Origin of the sequence: Ureibacillus sp. FSL K6-0165, assembly GCF_038004285.1 — a bacterium.
In the GTDB taxonomy this organism is placed as follows: Bacteria; Bacillota; Bacilli; order Bacillales_A; family Planococcaceae; genus Ureibacillus; species Ureibacillus thermosphaericus.
In genome coordinates this window covers 740,552-758,721 of sequence record NZ_JBBOQS010000001.1, presented here as the reverse complement: position 1 = coordinate 758,721, position 18,170 = coordinate 740,552, and the positions used below count along the sequence as shown (strand labels likewise).

General features: G+C 37.8%; 23 protein-coding genes and 1 riboswitch. Of the genes, 2 read left to right on the top strand and 21 right to left on the bottom strand.

From position 1 onward, the window contains the following. Positions 1-12 precede the first annotated feature (12 nt). Genes NST00_RS03765 through NST00_RS03755 form a run of 3 tightly spaced genes read right to left on the bottom strand, consistent with a single transcriptional unit; the run spans position 13 to position 3,408 of the window. On the bottom strand, positions 13-1,404 hold the full coding sequence (locus NST00_RS03765; RefSeq protein WP_096550110.1) for an ABC transporter ATP-binding protein: 1,392 nt from the start codon (positions 1,402-1,404) through the stop codon (positions 13-15). Then, positions 1,398-2,468, bottom strand: coding sequence for a FecCD family ABC transporter permease (locus NST00_RS03760; RefSeq protein ID WP_096550109.1), 1,071 nt, complete (start codon positions 2,466-2,468; stop codon positions 1,398-1,400). Before NST00_RS03760 ends, NST00_RS03765 begins: the two co-directional genes overlap by 7 nt. Beyond that, complete coding sequence (locus NST00_RS03755) at positions 2,434-3,408, bottom strand: ABC transporter substrate-binding protein (protein WP_340709646.1); 975 nt, start codon at positions 3,406-3,408, stop codon at positions 2,434-2,436. The genes NST00_RS03760 and NST00_RS03755 overlap by 35 nt, the downstream gene beginning before the upstream one ends. A gap of 150 nt (positions 3,409-3,558) precedes the next feature. Then, positions 3,559-3,758, bottom strand: a riboswitch (cobalamin riboswitch). Positions 3,759-3,908: 150 nt separating this feature from the next. On the opposite strand from NST00_RS03755, the gene NST00_RS03750 reads away from it, so the two are divergent. Then, the gene (locus tag NST00_RS03750; RefSeq protein WP_340710153.1) at positions 3,909-4,541 is read left to right on the top strand and encodes a LysE family translocator; all 633 of its coding nucleotides are present in this window, start codon (positions 3,909-3,911) and stop codon (positions 4,539-4,541) included. A gap of 476 nt (positions 4,542-5,017) precedes the next feature. On the opposite strand, the gene NST00_RS03745 is transcribed toward NST00_RS03750, so the two are convergent. The 3 genes from NST00_RS03745 to NST00_RS03735 all read right to left on the bottom strand — a co-directional run bounded on the left by NST00_RS03745 (position 5,018) and on the right by NST00_RS03735 (position 7,584). Then, positions 5,018-5,422: an ATP-binding cassette domain-containing protein gene (locus tag NST00_RS03745; protein WP_340709645.1), complete on the bottom strand. Its 405-nt coding sequence runs from the start codon at positions 5,420-5,422 to the stop codon at positions 5,018-5,020. Positions 5,423-5,557: 135 nt separating this feature from the next. Then, positions 5,558-7,192 carry an alkaline phosphatase gene (locus NST00_RS03740; protein ID WP_340709644.1) on the bottom strand — a complete coding sequence of 545 codons (1,635 nt, stop codon included), beginning with the start codon at positions 7,190-7,192 and terminating at the stop codon, positions 5,558-5,560. Between the two features lie 236 nt (positions 7,193-7,428). Next, positions 7,429-7,584, bottom strand: coding sequence for a hypothetical protein (locus tag NST00_RS03735; RefSeq protein ID WP_340709643.1), 156 nt, complete (start codon positions 7,582-7,584; stop codon positions 7,429-7,431). A 17-nt stretch (positions 7,585-7,601) separates the two neighbouring features. On the opposite strand from NST00_RS03735, the gene NST00_RS03730 reads away from it, so the two are divergent. Then, entirely contained in the window at positions 7,602-7,892 is a 291-nt protein-coding gene (locus tag NST00_RS03730) for a tyrosine-type recombinase/integrase (RefSeq protein WP_340709642.1), read from the top strand. Positions 7,893-8,015: 123 nt separating this feature from the next. Here the strand turns inward: NST00_RS03730 and rpsI are convergent, their stop codons facing one another. The 15 genes from rpsI to rplO form a co-directional block, all read right to left on the bottom strand. Next, entirely contained in the window at positions 8,016-8,408 is a 393-nt protein-coding gene (gene rpsI / locus NST00_RS03725) for a 30S ribosomal protein S9 (RefSeq protein ID WP_016839401.1), read from the bottom strand. Positions 8,409-8,430: 22 nt separating this feature from the next. Then, a complete protein-coding gene (gene rplM / locus NST00_RS03720; RefSeq protein ID WP_168412726.1) occupies positions 8,431-8,868 on the bottom strand; it encodes a 50S ribosomal protein L13 in 438 nt (145 codons plus the stop codon). Positions 8,869-9,031: 163 nt separating this feature from the next. Then, complete coding sequence (truA, locus tag NST00_RS03715) at positions 9,032-9,772, bottom strand: tRNA pseudouridine(38-40) synthase TruA (RefSeq protein ID WP_339287623.1); 741 nt, start codon at positions 9,770-9,772, stop codon at positions 9,032-9,034. A gap of 15 nt (positions 9,773-9,787) precedes the next feature. Next, positions 9,788-10,585 carry an energy-coupling factor transporter transmembrane component T family protein gene (locus NST00_RS03710; RefSeq protein ID WP_339287621.1) on the bottom strand — a complete coding sequence of 266 codons (798 nt, stop codon included), beginning with the start codon at positions 10,583-10,585 and terminating at the stop codon, positions 9,788-9,790. Beyond that, positions 10,582-11,451, bottom strand: coding sequence for an energy-coupling factor ABC transporter ATP-binding protein (locus tag NST00_RS03705; RefSeq protein ID WP_016839397.1), 870 nt, complete (start codon positions 11,449-11,451; stop codon positions 10,582-10,584). Before NST00_RS03705 ends, NST00_RS03710 begins: the two co-directional genes overlap by 4 nt. Continuing rightward, positions 11,427-12,272, bottom strand: coding sequence for an energy-coupling factor ABC transporter ATP-binding protein (locus NST00_RS03700; protein ID WP_339287619.1), 846 nt, complete (start codon positions 12,270-12,272; stop codon positions 11,427-11,429). Before NST00_RS03700 ends, NST00_RS03705 begins: the two co-directional genes overlap by 25 nt. A gap of 370 nt (positions 12,273-12,642) precedes the next feature. Further along, positions 12,643-13,023 (bottom strand): 50S ribosomal protein L17, encoded by a 381-nt coding sequence (rplQ, locus tag NST00_RS03695; RefSeq protein ID WP_016839395.1) that lies wholly within the window; start codon positions 13,021-13,023, stop codon positions 12,643-12,645. 42 nt (positions 13,024-13,065) lie between these two features. Continuing rightward, a complete protein-coding gene (locus tag NST00_RS03690) occupies positions 13,066-14,010 on the bottom strand; it encodes a DNA-directed RNA polymerase subunit alpha (protein WP_096550075.1) in 945 nt (314 codons plus the stop codon). Positions 14,011-14,138: 128 nt separating this feature from the next. Then, the gene (rpsK, locus tag NST00_RS03685; RefSeq protein WP_016839392.1) at positions 14,139-14,528 is read right to left on the bottom strand and encodes a 30S ribosomal protein S11; all 390 of its coding nucleotides are present in this window, start codon (positions 14,526-14,528) and stop codon (positions 14,139-14,141) included. Positions 14,529-14,552: 24 nt separating this feature from the next. Then, positions 14,553-14,918, bottom strand: coding sequence for a 30S ribosomal protein S13 (gene rpsM / locus NST00_RS03680; protein WP_016839391.1), 366 nt, complete (start codon positions 14,916-14,918; stop codon positions 14,553-14,555). Between the two features lie 21 nt (positions 14,919-14,939). Beyond that, positions 14,940-15,053 carry a 50S ribosomal protein L36 gene (rpmJ, locus tag NST00_RS03675; protein WP_000868344.1) on the bottom strand — a complete coding sequence of 38 codons (114 nt, stop codon included), beginning with the start codon at positions 15,051-15,053 and terminating at the stop codon, positions 14,940-14,942. Positions 15,054-15,089: 36 nt separating this feature from the next. Then, positions 15,090-15,308: a translation initiation factor IF-1 gene (gene infA, locus NST00_RS03670; RefSeq protein WP_016839390.1), complete on the bottom strand. Its 219-nt coding sequence runs from the start codon at positions 15,306-15,308 to the stop codon at positions 15,090-15,092. A gap of 409 nt (positions 15,309-15,717) precedes the next feature. Continuing rightward, entirely contained in the window at positions 15,718-16,374 is a 657-nt protein-coding gene (locus NST00_RS03665; protein ID WP_016839389.1) for an adenylate kinase, read from the bottom strand. A gap of 58 nt (positions 16,375-16,432) precedes the next feature. Next, a complete protein-coding gene (gene secY, locus NST00_RS03660) occupies positions 16,433-17,728 on the bottom strand; it encodes a preprotein translocase subunit SecY (RefSeq protein ID WP_016839388.1) in 1,296 nt (431 codons plus the stop codon). Beyond that, a complete protein-coding gene (gene rplO, locus NST00_RS03655) occupies positions 17,728-18,168 on the bottom strand; it encodes a 50S ribosomal protein L15 (protein ID WP_016839387.1) in 441 nt (146 codons plus the stop codon). Before rplO ends, secY begins: the two co-directional genes overlap by 1 nt. Between the last annotated feature and the right edge of the window lie 2 nt (positions 18,169-18,170).

Below are 18,170 nucleotides of genomic sequence, written 5' to 3'. Positions count from 1 at the left end.
TCAATTGTTCAATCAAACAACAACTTTTTCTTTTTGATATACTTGTTTTACAGCAAGTTGTACCATCTCTCGCAAAGTTGCCTCGACAGCTCTTTGCGTTACTGACTTATCACCTTTTTGCGTAACCGCTAAATAGAGAGCCTCATTTGTTTCATTAGCTTCATCCATTCCAAATTGTTGCATTGCTTTCATTTTTTCTTTTGTTGCAATAAGCAAACTATTAACTAAAGCTCCCTCGTTAAAATATCCATCCATAAAAACCATCATATTGAATCCGCGAATTTTTTCATTCATTTTCGTAGGTGTAACGATGATGAGAATTTTTGTATCCTCAATTTCTCTCTCAACTTCAACGACATCACCTATGTTCCCTTCAACAATTGTGGCAACTGTTTGTTCGGGAGTAATAGAATATTGTTCCATGATGGTTTGTATTTCTTCCTCTGGGGGAATTGTGGAATATTGTTTACACGAAAAGATGCAATAATCTTTTATCCACTGTATACCATTTCCTACCATTCCATTTGATATCGTTCGTAGTGGTTTTTGAAATTGAACATGAACAAATTGTTCATTGTTGTTTATTTTATAATTTCCCTTAAAGAACGTAGAATGTGTTGAATTCGGTAAACTTGGTGCTAGTAATAGTTGCGGTTTAGGGACTGTTGGATGCGGTTGGACATGGATTTGTACTTGATATATTTTATTTAAAGTATCTACTTCCTTTAGTAAGCTTGCATCCCCAACTTCTAATAAACTACCGTTGTACAGCAGTGCGAATCGGTCTGCATAAAGCGATGCCACATTTAAATCGTGTAAAATTGAAAAAATCGTTAATCCTTTTTCTTCTTGTCTCTTTTTTAATAAATCTAATAGTTGAAAGGTATGTTTTATATCTAAATGATTTGTAGGCTCATCTAACAGTAGTAGCTCCGGTTCTTGAGCCAACGCTTTTGCTAATAGCACCCGTTGCTTTTCACCGCCGCTAATCTTTCGAAATTGAGTATGCCTAAATTCGGTTACTTTCGTTAGTTCCATTACTTCTTCAATTATATGCCAATCTTTTTTTGATAAATTTTTCAATATTCCTTTTTGATGAGGGTATCGCCCAAGACTGACGATTTCTTCAACTGTATAGTCAAAAGAAACAGAAGTTTCTTGGGAAAGAACTGCGATTTTCTTTGCTTTTTCTAATTTTGAATAAGATGAGAGATCCTTACCCGATAACAATACTTTCCCCTTTTGAATAGGCAACTGACCGGTAATTAATTTAAAGAGCGTTGTTTTTCCGCTTCCATTTGGGCCGAGAAGGGCAAAAAAATCACCATTTTGTACTTCTATATCAATATTTCTTAGGATCGGGTTATTGCTATATCCACCCGTCACATTTTGAATCTTTAGCATCTATTTTTGCCCCTTCCAATCTTTTCTCTTATTAGCAGAAACGCAAATACCGGTGCACCGATAATCGCTGTTATAACTCCAATTGGCAATTCTCGCGGTGCAATAACAATTCGAGCCAGCAAATCCGCAAACATTAGAAAAGTACCACCAATGATAAATGACAACGGTAATACATGTCGATGATTTGGTCCAACAAGGAGTCGTACAAGATGAGGGATGACGAGACCAACAAAACCAATGGAACCAGAAACAGCAACCGATGCACCAGTTAATAACGATGCACCAATTAATATCATAGTCTTGCCTCTTTTGACATTGACACCAATATGATCTGCAGCCTCTTCACCAAGTGCAAAGGCATTTAATTCTCGAGAATGAATTAACAAAATGAATGTCCCCAATATCATAAACGGGATGATGAGTTGTATGTATTCCCAACCTCTCATTCCAACGCTCCCATATAACCAATAAAGAATTTGGGTCATTGCATCTCGATCTCCCAATGAAATGATTAGAGAGACAATGGCACTGATAAAGGAACTGACGATAATACCTGCAAGCACAATCGTTTCGATTGCTAAACTTCTACTGCTTAGCCTTACCAGCCCAAATACAATTAATAAAGTGATAAAACCACTTACAATTGCGACGATTGGAAGCGTAAAATTTCCTAATCCTATTATGGTAACTTGGAAAAATATAACTAACACTGCTCCTAAAGAGGCGCCTGATGATACACCAATTGTATATGGATCTGCTAATGGATTTCGTAAAAGGCCTTGGAAAGCAGCCCCCGCTAGCGATAGGGATGCCCCAACACAAAAGGCAAGGATGACTCTCGGCAATCGAATATTCCAAATAATCATTTCCTCATTTTTTGGTACTTCCATCCAAGTGATATGGAGGGTTTTCTCAAATATTATGTGGATAATTTTTTCCACAGCAACGGGTACACTGCTTATAAATAAACCTAAAATGATTGCCGCGGCAAAAAGAATACCACTCCCTACATAAATCCAACCAATTTTATTATTCAAAAATTTCAGGATAAATAAGTTTCGCAAGAGTTTCGACTCCTTCAATTAAACGAGGGCCTGGTCTTGTTACTGTATCGCTGTCCACATCGTAAACTTCGCCATTTTTTACCGCAGGAACCGCTTGCCAACCATTACGAGCAAGTACTTGTTCCTTTGGATTCTCTATATAATAGCCGTATGTCGTTATAATCACATCCGGGTTTAATTTTACTATTTCTTCCTCATTCATCTTTACCCATCCTACTTGATCACCTGCTACGTTAATGGCTTGGATGGATTCTAACATTTCATGCATAAAGGTATTTTTTCCAGTCGTAAAAATATCTGGTTCTGGTGATACTTCAACCCAAACTCTTTTTTTATCTACAACGGCTTTCGCTTTCTCTTTAATGGCTTCATGACGTTTTTTCATATCAGCAATAATCTCTAAAGCTTTATCTTTTGTTCCAGTGGCTAAACCAATCATTTCAATGTTTTCATAAACATCTTCAAAAGATGTTGCACTACCAACGACGATGGTTTGAATACCCACCTCTTCAAATTGTTTTAATACTGTCGGATGAGCTTTGTAATGATAATCTGTCACTAGTGCTATATCTGGAAGGAGAGATAGAACTAGCTCCACATTAATGTCCTGTCCTCCCACCTTTGTAATATTTTCTGTTTCAGCCGGGTAATTACAATAATCTGAAACACCGATAATCTTGTCGCCTAGTCCAAGAGCAAAGGCAATTTCCGTATTACTTGTTTGAATAGAAACGATTGTTTCTGGTTCTTTTTCAATCGTAATTTCCCTGCCTGCATCATCAGTAAATGTAACTGGGAAACTAACATTCTTCGATTCAGTTTCTTTTGTCACCGTTTCCTGGGTTTTAACATTTGTTTCATTGCTAGCACAAGCAGCAATGAATGGGATGGTTAATAAAAAAAGTAATGCCAGAAGTATTGCTCGATTCATTTTTAACATCTTTCGTCTCCTCCTTTTTTAAAAAAATAAAAAACGCTTCCCCCTCTTGGAAAGCGTTGTAAAGGCAGATATGTATACTCTAACCATATGCATAATGACACATATACATTCAATTGGTATCTGCTCTTTAAACATCCCTTTCCTCGAAGGATGTTTAAATACAAATAGGCAGGTCTCCTGACTTACGGGTCACCGGTTTGTTACTCCTTCCCATGTTCAACAACACAGTGGATAATTGCAACTACCTACCCGATTACAGTGGCGGGACCGTGTTGGATTTTCACCAACTTCCCTCTTAGTCTTAAATGTAAGGAATTTACATTTAAGAAACCTATTTGTTTGTTATTCAATTATTCGTTCTAGTGCCATTATAGTAGAATAACCGTACCTTGTAAAATAATTGTTTTTTATCTTGCTTCTGGCCATTGAAAAAAACACTAATACTGAATACAATTTAACAATAAATATTCTGAAATTTCGTGTTCGAAAGGAATGAAATGATGGAAAACTTTTTTCTATTTGTTTTGATGTGTGTTTTGTTAATCCTTTTACCTGGCCCTGATTTTGCCATCGTCACTAAAAACACTGTTACTCGTGGCAAATTTGGCGGAATGAAAACTGCTTTAGGTACTTGTTGTGCCCTGCTAATTCACACTACTGCCGCGATATTAGGATTATCTGCGCTCATTGTAAAATCAGCCTTTTTATTTTCTATTTTTAAGTATGTTGGAGCCATTTACTTAATTTATCTTGGAATTAAAACTTTTTGGTCTTTGAGAAAAAAGAAAGATGAAGTAGAGGTAGAATTTGCGCAGGAAGGTACATTGAGTAATACATCTTGTTTCAAACAAGGATTTTTAACTAATATATTAAACCCTAAAGTTGCACTATTTTTCTTAACCTTCTTCCCTCAATTTGTAAATACTAGTAGCGATACATTTATGCCGTTCCTTATTATGGGAATTACTTATACCATTCTTACGGCCCTGTGGTTCATTTTCTATATTTATTTAATCGATTATATTAGTGTATTTATAAAAAATGCTCGTACCCAAAGAGTTATCGAAGGAATTACGGGTGCCATCTTGATTGGTTTTGGTTTAAGACTTGCCCTTGAAAAAGCAAACCCATAATAATTGAGGGGCTGTCCAGAAAGTCGAACACTTTCTGAACAGCCTTACTTCTTATAGTAATATTCTCTAAAAACTTTCCCTGCGGTGGTTACAAAACGCGCCTCCCCGTCGCAATTTATCTGCGGCGAAAGCATATGTGACAGCCGCAATTTATCTGCGGCGAAAGCATATGCGACAGCCGCAATTTATCTGCGGCGAAAGCATGTGCGACAGCCGCAATTTATCTGCGGCGAAAGCATGTGCGACAGCCGCAATTTATCTGCGGCGAAAGCATATTGCGACAGCCGCAATTTATCTGCGGCGAAAGCATGTGCGACAGCCGCAATTTATCTACGGCGAAAGCATAATGCGACAGCCGCAATTTATCTGCGGCGAAAGCATATGCGACAGCCGCAATTTATCTGCGGCGAAAGCATATGCGACAGCCGCAATTTATCTGCGGCGAAAGCATATGCGACAGCCGCAAAGGGGGCGTCTCAAAATGACTTTTCAGACGCCCCCTTTAATTGATTAAAATCAATGATGCGATCGCTAATTCGTTCCAGCAAGGAAATGTGGTGACTGATGGCCAATACTCCGATATTCCGCTCTTTTACAAGCCGAATGAGGGCATGCCAAATTTGCGCTTGGGTAATGGCATCAAACATGCTGGTAATTTCATCGGCAATAATGTACCGAGTATCAGGATGAAAGGCCCGAGCAATGCAAAATCTTTGCAGCTCGCCGCCAGAAAGCTCATGAGCCCTGCGATTGAGCCACTCCTCTTTAATGCCAAGGATAGAGAGGATTTCTTTATCCAACTCTTTTGCTTCCTCAAAAATTTTGGAAAGCTTCCATTTAGGATTGATAGCCTGTTCAGGATGCTGCCAAATCAATTGCACTGGGTACACTTCTGAAAAAATGGTGCTGGTTGTATCCACCAACACCAAATATTATAGAGCCTTTATAAAATCAAACGAAAAAAAGCTCTGTAAAGAATTTTTCTTCACAGAGCTTTTTGAGCAAATGAACTTTTTTTATTTTATTTGATTAATAGTTTCTTCTGAAATGAAGAATGCAGAATCGTTGAAGACATGAATTGTATTTGTTTGAATAATCGTTGTTGTACCACCGGCATCTTCTTTTATAATATAATCTTTGTTTTCTGGCAATCTATAAGTAATACCACCTTTTTTAGCAACTAATACAGGATTATTTACATTTGTATCATCGATGGAAACTGTAAAGCGTTTTGCCTTCAGTGCTTCCTCAGCTGGAATATATAATTCCTTTGTTAATTCATCTAAGTCAAAGCCCATAAAGTTAGCCATTTCTTTCGCTAAATCCGTATTATCCACAAGTCCTGTAATTAATTTTGGACCATAACTATATAAGAATACATCGTCTCCTGTGTGTCCACCAGTTGTAAAACCAATATCAGCTCGGCTAGATAAAAGTTTTACAAACGCGGAACCAAGATTTTCTGTCTCTGTTTCCTCGAGAATGCTAAGTTCTTCTTTTGTTAAATTTGTTAAACCGTATAGTCCTGCAACTGCTACTAAGTTTGAACGATCTTCTTTCAACTCTTTTAGAGCACCTTCCACCGTCATTTTCGCTTCTTTTAAAGGATTGATGTAATTAGAAATATGAATTGTATCGTAAGTTTTTGTCGTATTTTCATTACCGATTGTTATACCACTATTACCGTGGTCCGATACTGCGATGACCATTGTGTTGCCATCTTTTTTAGCATAGTCAATAGCTACTCCTACTGCCTCATCAAATGATAATACATCAGAAATCATTCCAATTGGATCATTGGCGTGAGCTGCCCAGTCAATTTTACTTCCTTCTACAAATAAGAAGAAACCATCTTCATCTTGGCTTAAAATGTCAATGGCCTTCGCTGTCATTTCAGCAAGTGTCGGTTCTTCTGGATTTGTCAGTTTGCGATCAAATTCATAGGCTAATGCAGTAGGTGAAAAGCTACCATAAATTTTTTCAGCATCTGTTGTTAATAATTCATCACGAGTTGTTATATAATCATAGCCTTTTTCTTCAAGCACTTTTATTAAGTCTTCTCCATCAGCGCGATTTTCAGGTTGTAAAAATTGATAACCGCCACCTAAAATGACATCGATATTTTGATAAATTTGTTGTTCACCAATATCATCATAGTTTTTACGGGAAGTGACATGAGCTGAAAAACCTGCTGGTGTTGCATGTTGAATTTCTGAAGTAGAAATAATTCCAGTCGCTTTTCCTAATTGTTTCGCACCCTCTAATACGTTAGCAACAGGAATAAATTCATTTTTTGGATTTTCCTTAACACCAGGCATATCTACAATTGTAGGAAGTACTCCCACATAACCACTATTGGATTTATGACCAGTGGCTAAAGCTGTTGCAGCTGGGGCTGAGTCAGTAATAGCCGATTCTGCTGAGTATGTTGTAACAGCACCTGTTAAGATCTCATCCATTGCCAGTCTTTCACCTTTGTACCAACGTGCTAATGTAATAGCATTATTGCTTGTACCGTCCATAACGAGCATAATTACATTTTTAGAATCACCATTTTCTCTAGATGTTTCTGCCGCCTTTACTTGCACTTGTCCAATGGAAGAGATAGTAAAAGCTCCTGCTAAGGCGAATGACAACAACTTTCTCTTCATATTAATTTTTCTAACCTCCTAAATTTAGATTTATAGAAATCTTAGCGAATATTTGTAAAGTCCATTTTTATTTAAAATAAAACATTATTAACGAATTAATAATCTTTTGTAAATCGTGAAGCGTTTAATGATAATTCCTTATTCCGGATAAATAAAAAATGCAACCACGAGTGTGTGATTGCATTTTTAGTTTATTTAATTTGTTGAGCGATTTTTTCAGTGCCTGTGACAAAGATTCAATTACGTTTATAGAGAAATTTCATCATTTCTTCCGGATGATCGGTAAAGAATCCATCCACACCAAGGTTTTGCAATATTTCCGCCTGCTCAGTTTTATTAATTGTATAAAAAGGAATGGGGCAATCCACAAATTGAACATTTTCTTTTTCCAAGAGATGATTTACGCCCAATGAGATTGGCTTATCCCAATGAAATTTTAGAATCAGCTTGCAAAAAATTTAAAATTAAAAATATAAAAGTCCATGGACTAAGACATACTCATGCATCAATGCTTTTTGCTGCTGGAGCACGAATGAAAGATGTTCAAAAGCGTTTAGGGCACTCTCAAATCTCTACTACGATGGACATCTATACACATATAACAAAACAAAGCGAAAAAAATCTAAGCAACCTGCTTGCTGATTACATCGAAAGTTGTGAAAATACTCACGAGAATTTTAATGATAATAACGAAGACTGAATAGTATTAACTAACATTTTGAAACTCTATAAAAATTACATTCAAAATACATTCATACACAACTATTTATTATATATACAGCCCATTCTAAAAGAAGCAGAATGGGCTGTAAACGTTGATATATTAACGTTTTGAGAATTGTGGTGCGCGACGAGCGCCTTTGAGACCGTATTTTTTACGTTCTTTCATGCGTGGGTCACGAGTTAGTAAACCAGCTTGTTTTAAAGCTGGACGGAAATCTGGATCAACTTGAAGTAACGCACGAGCGATACCGTGACGGATAGCGCCAGCTTGTCCAGTATAACCTCCACCTTTAACGTTTACTAATACATCGTAACTACCTAAAGTTTGAGTTAATTTTAATGGTTGTTTAATCACTTCACGTAATGTTTCGAATGGAATGTACTCTTCTACATCACGTTTATTAATAATGATTTTGCCTTCGCCAGGTACTAAACGTACACGAGCTACTGAGCTTTTACGACGACCTGTGCCAGTATATTGAACTTGTGCCAAGTGAATATCCTCCTCTAATTAATTATCCGCGAAGCTCGAAGCTTTCTGGTTTTTGTGCAGCATGTGGATGATTTGGACCAGCATAAACATAAAGTTTTTTGAACATTTTGCGTCCTAAAGAGTTTTTAGGAAGCATGCCTTTTACTGCTAATTCGATCATTCTTTCTGGATTTCTTTCAAGCATTTCGCCTGCTGTACGTTTCTTTAAACCGCCAGCGAATTGAGAGTGACGGTAGTAAATTTTATCTTCTAATTTGTTACCAGTTAAATGAATTTTTTCAGCGTTAATTACGATTACATAGTCACCAGTGTCAACGTGTGGTGTATAAATTGGTTTATGTTTACCGCGTAAAATAGCAGCGACTTCTGAAGCTAAACGACCAAGCGTTTTACCTTCTGCGTCAACTACTAACCATTTACGCTCTACTTCATGACCTTTCGCCATAAATGTTGTACGCATGTATATATCCTCCTAATCGATTTCATGAACCGTTAATTTTCCATTTTTCTCACTAATAAGTTTCGGGGCTTATAAGTGGAATGAAAATACCATATGTTATAATATTATAATTCAAAACATAAGTCAAGAAAAATGTTGAACACAAGGAAAAGTTGTTATCGCATTAATAGTATACTTTTTCTAAATATAGCCCGTGGGGAGGAGCCGTTGTTCCTGCCATTTCGCGATTTTTCGATTCAATAATGTCCTTAATAGATTTTGCCTCTCTTTTTCCAATCCCAACTTCCCATAAAGTACCAGCAATAATCCGAACCATATTATATAAAAAGCCACTACCCTCAATGACCATATGAAGTTCCTGATCGTGCCACTCAAAATCGATGGAATAAATCGTGCGAACTTTGTCATCAACAGGTGTACTCGCTGCACAAAAACTAGTAAAGTCATGAGTACCAACTAAATAAGCTGCGCCGTTTTCCATTTTACTTACGTCCGGCTTTCTTCCTCTCGTTTCAACAGTATAGTTTCTCTTGAAAGGACTTTGGACTTCATCACAATTCCATTTATACCGGTATCGTTTTCCTTTCGCATCAAATCGAGCATGAAAATCAGGGGAAACTTCTTCCATATCGAGTATTCGAACATCAGCTGGCAATTGTGCATTTAATGCCACTTTATAGTTTTCTGCTGGAATCGAAAGAGTCGTATCAAAATGAATGACTTGTCCAGTGGCATGAACACGCGCATCTGTACGTCCGCTAGCAAAAATGCGTATGTGTTCGCCCTTATGCATTACTGTTAATACCTTTTCAATTTCAGATTGCACCGTTCTTTTTCCCGGCTGCGCTTGGTAGCCAGAAAAGTGCGTTCCATCATAAGAAATAATTGCTTTTAAGCGTCGCAAGTCTCTCACCTTTTTCTAACTGCGGAAGAACACTAAAAGAGCAGTCATCAATACTAATGCAAAAATACAGGTTGTATCTTTCGCATCCCATTTTAACTGGCGATATCGAGTGCGTCCTTCTCCTCCTCGATATCCCCGCACTTCCATTGCTGTTGCTAAATCTTCTGCCCGTTTAAAGGCGCTTACAAATAAAGGCACCAGAAGGGGAACAACCGCTTTAATTCGATCTTTTATTGGTCCTGCTCCTAAATCGGACCCTCTCGCCATTTGTGCTTTCATGATTTTATCCGTTTCATCCATTAGCGTTGGAATAAAGCGTAACGCAATGGACATCATCAATGCTAATTCATGAATCGGCAATTTAAATTTCTTCAAAGGATTTAATAGTACTTCAAGTCCGTCTGTTATTGAAATAGGAGAAGTTGTTAATGTTAAGATTGTTGTAATAAATACAAGTACAACAAAACGGATCGATATGAAAATTCCTTGTCTTAAACCTGCTTCATAAACCTTTAGAAAACCAAGGTTCAGTAGTACATCTCCTTCTCTAGTAAAGAGAATGTGAATGAGAAACGTGAAAATTACTAAAATGATAACCGGTTTTAATCCATTTATTAAAAAATGTAATCGAATTCTTGAAATCAAAATGACAAACAATGTAAAAATTAACAATAGGCCATATGTAGCCGCATTGTTCGCTAAAAATACAATAACCACAAAAATAAACGTAAATATGAGTTTGGAACGTGGATCTAACTGATGTACGAAGGAATCTCCTGGGATAAATCGTCCGAAAATCATTTTCTCCATCATGAATGATCACGCTCCTTTAACGACCGAGCAATCTCATCCGCTAGCTCTTCCTCAGTTAAACAAATTTTTGAAAGTGGCTTTCCTATTAACTTTTCAATCTTTTGTTGAAATTTCACGATACGAGGAATTTCTAATCGATATTTTTTTAGCGTTTCACTTTCTGAAAATATTTCCCGTGGAACACCTGTTAACACACAGCGTCCTTCATGCATAATCGAAATTTGATCTGCGTATTTCGCCGCATCTTCCATGCTATGGGTGACTAGAATGGTTGTTAATTCTCTCTCTTTATGCAGACGATAAAACAAATCCATAATTTCTTTCTGTCCTCTAGGGTCGAGCCCAGCAGTAGGTTCATCTAATACAATCACATCTGGATTCATTGCAAGTACTCCAGCTATTGCAACCCGTCTCATTTGTCCGCCTGATAAATCAAAAGGCGACTTGTCTAACACTTCTTCAGGCAATCCAACTTGTTTGATGCCTTCGCGAGCCCTCTTCTCCGCTTCTTCTTCAGAAACACCAAAATTCATCGGACCGAACATAATGTCTTTTAATACTGTTTCTTCAAATAGTTGGTGCTCTGGGAATTGGAATACAATACCTACCTTTTGACGAATTGGTTTTAATTCTTTTGCCTTTTTTCCCGCTTCGATTTTTCGCTCTCCAATATGTACGATTCCTTTTGTTGGCTTTAATAATCCATTGAAATGTTGAAGAATCGTTGATTTACCAGAACCTGTATGTCCAATGATTGCATGATAGGTTTTAGATGGAATATCCATCTCCACATCAAATAAAGCATACTTCTCAAAAGGTGTACCTGCTGAATATGCATAGCTTACTTGCTGAAGTTTGATGTCCATAGATCATTCACCAACTCTTCTTCTGTTAAATTATTGCCTGATAAATGTACACCTTTTGCTTGGAGCAGCTCTGTCATCCTCATTGCAAAAGGCAATTCTAAACCAAATTCAGTCAATTTATCCCCTAATGCAAAAATTTCTTCTGGTGAACCTTCTGCATATTTCTTGCCCTGGTTCATAAAAATAACTCGGTCTGCGAGAAGTGCTTCTTCAACATCGTGCGTAATCGATAAAACTGTTAAGCCAATTTCTTTTCTTAATTCTAGAACTGTTTGCAATACTTCTAGTCGCCCTTGTGGATCAAGCATGGAAGTTGCTTCGTCTAAAATTAATAGTTTCGGATGCATTGCAAGGGCTCCGGCAATGGCAACACGTTGCTTTTGACCACCTGATAAATGATGGGGTTCATGGTTTAAAAACTCATACATTTTGACTTTCTTTAAAGACGAAGAAACCCGTTCAACCATTTCTTCAAAAGGCACTCCGTTGTTTTCTAATGCAAAGGCAACATCGTCTTGCACTGTCGCTCCAACAAATTGGTTATCTGGATTTTGAAAAACCATTCCAATTTTTGAGCGAATATCCCAAAGAGTCTCTTCATTTAATATGCTCTGCATGACGCGAATTTCCCCCTCCTGCGGGAAGAGGAGACCACAAACCATCTTCACCATTGTAGATTTGCCTGAACCATTATGACCGACAATGGCAATCCACTCACCCTCATTAATTGAAAACGAAACATTTTGAACAGCTTTACGGGCATCAGGTTTTTCAGGTGTGTATGAAAAAGATACATTATGAAATGATAGAATTTCGGTCACATCTATGCTCCTCTCTCCAGGGCTCTACATTTCTAGTTCTAAATGAATCTCCTATATATAAAAATAAAACACGTTTAAAAATTTTGAAAATTACATGAAGAAACGTATTTTATTTTTACATACTCTTTAATAGATTTTGGTTTGAATAAAAAAGCGCGCACCTCATTCAGGAGAAATGCGCTAATAACATTTATAGAAGTACGGTTTATTAACGTTCCGTAATCTGATGAATGAGGTGCGGAGAGCTAGACGATACGAATTTTTCATTCGATCATCATAACGCTCATGTGCCATTTTATTGTCGTATAAATCACACATTTGTAAAAAAGGGGGTGCGAGTTCAACCGGAAACCCGGACACCCCCTAAAAATTAAACTAACTCGATAATTACTACAGGCGCTCCGTCACCACGACGAGGACCTACTTTTAAGATACGTGTATAACCACCTTGGCGATCAGCGTAACGTGGCGCAACATCATCAAATAATTTTTGAAGAGCGAATTTAGTTTTTTCGTTTCCTTCTTCATCAGTAGTTGTCACTACTTCACGACGGATGAATGCTGCAGCTTGACGGCGAGCATGTAAATCTCCGCGTTTACCTAAAGTAATCATTTTCTCAACAACTGAACGTAATTCTTTTGCACGAGCTTCAGTTGTTTCAATGCGTTCATTAATAATTAAATCAGTTGCTAAATCACGTAATAACGCTTTACGTTGAGAACTTGTACGGCCTAGTTTTCTGTAACCCATGAATGTTCCCTCCTTTATTCGAACATAATAAATAACGATTGCTTAGTCTTCTTTACGTAAAGATAAGCCAAGCTCCGCAAGTTTTGCTTTTACTTCTTCTAATGACTTACGTCCAAGATTACGAACTTTCATCATATCGTCTTCAGACTTATTCGTAAGTTCTAATACTGTATTAATACCTGCACGTTTTAAACAGTTATAGGAACGAACAGAAAGATCTAATTCTTCGATCGTCATCTCTAATACTTTTTCTTTTTGGTCCTCTTCTTTTTCTACCATGATTTCCGCTGCTTGTGCTTCATCTGTTAGACCAACAAAAATATTTAGATGCTCTGTTAATATTTTCGCTCCGAGTGAAATCGCTTCTTTCGGACCGATGCTACCATCAGTCCACACATCAAGGGACAATTTATCGTAATCGGAATTTTGTCCTACACGAGTATTTTCCACTTGATAATTAACGCGTGAAACTGGAGTGTAAATAGAGTCGATCGGGATCACGCCGATAGGAAGATCCTCACGTTTGTTTTGATCAGCAGGAGTGTAACCACGGCCTCTCTTAGCATACATACGTATACGCAAATGACCGTTGCTTGCGATTGTTGCTATATACAAATCTGGATTTAAAATTTCAACATCACTATCATGTGTGATATCACTTGCTGTAACTGTTGCTTCACCTTTCACATCAATCTCGAGAATTTTTTCCTCATCGGAGTAGATTTTCAGTGCAAGTTTTTTTAAGTTTAAAATGATTGAAGCAACATCCTCTACTACCCCTTCAATAGTTGAGAATTCATGTAATACCCCATCAATTTGTACAGATGTAATCGCTGCACCCGGTAATGAGGATAGAAGGATACGACGTAAAGAATTACCCAAAGTAGTACCATATCCACGTTCTAGTGGTTCTATAACAAACTTACCATATGTGGAATCTTCGCTGATCTCAACAGTTTCAATCTTTGGTTTTTCAATTTCGATCATTCAATTTACCCTCCTTCAAAACATCGACTGTATAGGTCATACCATCATAATAGTCAAAAAATCTTGACTTTATAAATTTGTACAATTCTTCTTGCACAAGAATGATGTACTCCAAAGAGTTGCACCCATTACACACGACGACGTTTTGGCGGACGGCAACCGTTATGTGGAACTGGTGTAACATCTTTAATTGCTGTTACTTCAAGTCCTGCAGCTTGAAGTGCACGGATAGCCGCTTCACGACCTGCACCTGGACCTTTAACAGTTACTTCTAACGTTTTTAAACCATGCTCAAGGGAAGCTTTAGCAGCGGCTTCAGCAGCCATTTGAGCAGCGTATGGAGTAGATTTACGAGAACCTTTGAATCCAAGAGCACCTGCACTTGACCAAGAAACTGCATTCCCTTGCATATCAGTAATCGTTACGATTGTATTGTTAAATGTAGAACGAATGTGTGCAATACCTGATTCGATATTCTTTTTCACACGACGTTTACGTGATTGTTGTTTACGAGCCATTACGGAAGGAACCCCCTTTACTTATTATTTTTTCTTGTTCGCAACAGTTTTACGAGGACCTTTACGAGTACGTGCATTGTTTTTCGTATTTTGTCCACGAACAGGTAGACCACGACGGTGACGGATACCACGGTAGCAACCAATTTCCATTAAACGTTTAATGTTTAGTGATACTTCACGACGTAAGTCACCTTCAATTTTGTACTTATCTAATTCTGTACGGATTCTGTCTAATTCATCTTCAGTAAGATCACGTACACGAGTATCTTCAGATACACCAGCTGCAGCTAATACTTTTTGAGCAGTTGGTTTACCAACACCATAAATATAAGTTAATGAAATTACTACGCGTTTATCGCGAGGAATATCAACACCAGCAATACGTGCCATTTATTCGCACCTCCTTAAAAATTATCCTTGTTTTTGTTTGTGTTTTGGATTTTCACAGATTACCATTACTTTACCGCGTCGGCGAATAACTTTACATTTTTCGCAAATCGGTTTTACAGATGGTCTCACTTTCATTTAACTCAACCTCCTTAGTCTTCGGAGTGCAAAAGATTATTTAAAACGGTATGTGATACGACCGCGAGTTAAATCATAAGGAGATAACTCAATAGTAACCTTATCTCCAGGTAAAATTCGAATGAAATGCATACGAATCTTTCCGGAAACGTGTGCAAGCACCGTGTGCCCATTTTCTAATTCTACCTTAAACATCGCGTTTGGCAAAGTCTCAACAACTGTTCCTTCGACTTCAATTACATCGTCTTTCGCCATCAACCCTGTCTCCCTTCTATATGTGCTAAATCGTTCTCCCTAGAGAACACTCGCAACAGATTTTACAGGTTAGAAGCAACTCCATTAACAAACGTTGGATTGTATGAGAGATGTTCGAAAGACGCTCGTCTGGTTTCGCTTCACACAATCCAGGGAATGAACAGATCCGGTAAGGAAACTGTATTCCTTTGTTAAAATGTCCGGATATCATGGAAAATTCACACCCGTTCACTTGATGCTTCCACGAAACCCATAACACTCTTCACAAAAGAACTTTCTAAGTAAGTATAAGCACTTTCGCAAGTAGTGTATACCGGGCACTAATATGCTTTTGCAACTCTCAATATTTTATGTTGCCTCCGATTACCCCTCGCGAAAAGTATTATGACTTTCGAAAGAATGACGGGTATCAGCTGCGACTGCCCTGTAATAATAGAGCGTCAAGATCAGCAAACACTTTTTCAATCTCTTGCTGACCATTAATATTTGTTAATAAACCTTTAGATTCATAAAAATCAAGTAAAGGTTGTGCTTGTTTCATATTTACTTCCAGGCGATTAGCAACCGTCTCAGGATTGTCATCAGCTCGAGTGTATAATTCTCCGCCATCCTTATCACATTTTCCTTCCACTTTAGGAGGATTAAAAATAACGTGATAAGTAGCGCCGCAAGTTTTACAGATACGACGACCGCTTAAACGTGCAACTAGTTCATCTTTTTCAACTTGGATATTAATCACATGATCGATTTTTTTCCCAAGTTCTTCTAAGATGTTATCTAATGCTTCTGCTTGAGGAACCGTGCGTGGGAACCCATCAAGTAAGAATCCATTTTCACAGTCTTTTTGTGCAAGTCTTTCGCGCACGATGCCAATAGTAACCTCGTCTGGAACTAATGCACCTTGATCCATATAGGATTTCGCTTTAAGACCTAGTTCCGTACCTTGACTGATAGCAGCACGGAACATATCACCTGTAGAAATATGAGGGATTTCGTACTTATTCACGATTTTTTCTGCTTGCGTACCTTTACCAGCACCTGGCAAGCCCATTAAAACGATATTCATACGGTTATTTCCCTCCTAAGTGCTGGCTTAGGAAACAATAATGTTTCCTAACCAACATTTATTTCATAAAGCCTTTATAATGACGCTTAACTAGTTGGGCTTCTAATTGTTTCATTGTTTCTAATGCCACACCGACAACGATGATAACACTCGTTCCACCAATTTGAGCGGAAGCCGGTAAATTCATAAAATTAATGAATAAAATTGGCAAAATCGAAACAACAGTCAAAAACAGAGCACCAACAAATGTTAAACGATATAACACTTTTGTTAAGTAGTTTTGTGTATCATTCCCTGGACGAATTCCAGGAATATATGCACCTTGTTTTTTCAGGTTATCTGCAACGCGTTCGGGATTTACTTGAATAAATGCGTAGAAATAAGTAAACGCAATAATTAAAGCAATATAAATAATCATTCCAACAGGTTTAGTATAGTCAAACGTGTTGATAATGAACGTGGTGATTTTGTTCTCACCGAAGAACGCAGCTAAAGTCTGAGGTGTAATAATGAACGCTACTGCGAAGATTACTGGAATAACTCCTGCAGCGTTCACTTTTAAAGGTAAGTGCGTTTGTTGTGCACCAACATTCATTGCTCGACCGGAAACTCTTTTTGCATACTGAATTGGAATCTTACGTAACGCTTGTTGTACGTAAATTACTCCAACAATTATAGCCAACATTATTAATGCAAGAAGTACTAAAACGACAATGCGGATGAATAGTTGATCCCCTGCACCTTCAATTTGTTGAGCATAAATTTGGTTAACCGTTGTAGGTATTGCAGCGACAATACCAGCAAAGATAATGATTGAAATACCATTACCAACGCCGTGTGCGGTAATTTGCTCACCAAGCCATAACAAAAATGCTGTACCAGCCGTAAGCACAATTGCTATTGTCAAATAAGATAAAACACTAGTATCTGTAATTAATGTTCCACCATATAATTGGTTAAAACCGAATGACATAGCGAAGGCTTGGATGAAAGCTAACACTACAGTAAAGTAGCGGGTAAATTGGGCTAACTTCCGGCGACCTACTTCACCTTGACGTCCCCATTCTGCAAACTTAGGCACGACATCCATTTGTAACAATTGAACAATGATTGAGGCAGTGATATAAGGCATAATTCCCAATGCAAAGATTGAGAAGTTTGCTAATGCACCGCCACCAAACACGTTAAGAAAACCAACTAAGTTAAATTGATCCGTTACTTTTAATACATCTGCATCTACGTTAGGTACAGGGATGAATGTTCCTAAACGAAAGACGATAAGCATTAATAATGTGAAAAAGATTTTGTTTCGAATATCACGAACGCGCATAAAGTTTGCGAATGTTTGAAACATTAAATCACCTCAGCTGTTCCGCCGGCGTTCTCGATAGCTTCTTTCGCAGAAGCAGAGAACTTGTGAGCTTTCACGTTAAGCTTTTTATTAAGCGTTCCGTTACCAAGAACCTTAATACCAGCTTTTTCTTTGCTCACGATACCTGTTTCGATCAATAATGCAGGTGTAACTTCTGCACCATCTTCGAAACGATTTAATGCATCTAGGTTCACGATTGCATATTCTTTACGGTTCACATTTGTAAATCCACGTTTTGGTAAACGGCGGAATAGTGGGTTTTGACCACCTTCAAATCCTGGACGTACACCGCCTCCAGAACGAGCGTTTTGACCTTTTTGACCGCGACCAGAAGTTTTACCGTTACCAGAACCGATACCACGACCAACACGGTTACGTTTTTTACGTGAACCTTCTGCTGGTTTAAGTTCATGAAGTTTCATTA